This window comes from Rhabdonatronobacter sediminivivens (assembly GCF_013415485.1).
Taxonomy (GTDB): domain Bacteria; phylum Pseudomonadota; class Alphaproteobacteria; order Rhodobacterales; family Rhodobacteraceae; genus Rhabdonatronobacter; species Rhabdonatronobacter sediminivivens.
On record NZ_JACBXS010000114.1, the window covers coordinates 1 to 1,592 of the forward strand.

The window sequence follows — 1,592 nt, forward strand, 5'->3', positions numbered from 1 at the left end:
CATCGCCCACATCCGTCGCCTCACCCGCCTCATCGCAAGAACCTGAAATCATTCAGACCATTATGAATCGGACTCTATGGCTGCTATGCCTGCGTGGCAATGCTGTTCGTCATGCATGCCGATGGCAACATCTTTCAGTACCTGTGGCCCAACGCGCCGGTCTTCAATGCCTATGCCTCGGTCCTGCTGGGGGCAGGGCTGATCGTGTTCGGCGCCAATTTCGCGCGGATGTTCCTGCGCACCGGCATCTTTCATCCGATCCTCAATGCCCTGTTGATCGGGCTGATGGCGCTGGCGCTGGCGATGGTGGCGGTCACGGCCTTCGGCTTCACCCAGGAGATCAAGAAGCTGCTGGTGCTCACGGCCTTTCTGAGCACCATCCTGTTCACCGTGGCCGGCCTTGTCGCCGCGCGCACCCGGTTCCGCGAGGTCCGGTTCTATGTCGTCGCCTGGGTGGGGGCGGTTATCGCCAGCGCGATCATGACCGGGCGACACTGGTTGGGCATCGAGATTTCGGAAGAACTGCAATTCGACGCGATGCGCGTGGTGATGGTCACCGATGCGGCGATGATGGGGCTGGCCATCCTGGACAGCGTCAACCAGATGAAACAGGCGCAGCAAAAGTCGCTGGAACAGGCTCTGGCCGAGGCGCAACGCAACCTCGGCCTCAGCCGTCGGCTGAACGACCTGGAGGCGCGTTACGCGATGGCGCAATCCCAGGCGGAAACCAGCGAACGCAGGCTGGCCGACACCGCCCATGACCTGCGCCAGCCGCTGACGGCACTGCGGCTGAACGTGCAGCGGCTGATCAGCGGTGCCAACGCGTCCGGGCCAACGCCGCGGCGCGAGGATTTCGAAGAGAGTTTCGACTATCTGGAGCGGATCGTGGCCAGTGAACTGGAACACCATGCAACCATGACCGACAAGGCCGCCGTTCGGGGCAGGGTGATCGACCGGCAGGGGCTGGCGGTGGACGATGTTCTGGGCAGCGTGGCCGACATGTTCGCCCCCTCCGCCGCGGCGCAGGGCATCGCCCTGCGCCATGTGCCCAGTGGCGCGCGAACCACCCTGCCGGCGCTGGTGCTGATGCGCATCGCCTGCAATCTGCTGTCGAACGCGATCACGCACGGTGGAAACGGCCGCGTCCTGATGGGGATCCGGCGCGCTGGCGGGGCGCTTCGGCTGGAGGTGCATGACAGCGGCCCCGGTCTGTCGGCGCCAGATTTCGCCCGCGCCCGCGCCCGGTCCGTCCGGCTGGAGCCTGTCGGCGCTGCCGAGGGCACCGGGCTGGGGCTGGCCATTGTCGACCGGTTGGCCAGCGATCACGGCCTGACCGTGGCGCTTTGCCCGGGGCGACGGGAGGGGACCGGCATCTCGGTCACCCTGCCTGCCGCATGACCGCCTGATCCAGGCAGCGCCGCGCAGTTTCAGGGGCAGAATGGGGTGATCACCTGATACCGCCGTCGCTTGACGCAGGGTAAGCTGACCCTGCGTCAAGGGGATGATCATGCCGTTGGGCACCTCGATTTTTGCCTTTCAGGGCCGGTTCGGCGGCCTGAAGCCTTCAGGAAGCGGCTTGGCGTGGGGCTTCG

The 1,592-nt window shown here is 65.7% G+C and carries 1 protein-coding gene; it reads left to right on the plus strand.

Features of this window, described 5'->3' with window-relative positions; all coding sequences use genetic code 11:
- Nucleotides 1-66: 66 nt before the first annotated feature.
- Nucleotides 67-1,398: a sensor histidine kinase gene (locus HUK65_RS19155; protein WP_327787157.1), complete on the plus strand. Its 1,332-nt coding sequence runs from the start codon at nucleotides 67-69 to the stop codon at nucleotides 1,396-1,398.
- Nucleotides 1,399-1,592 lie beyond the last annotated feature (194 nt).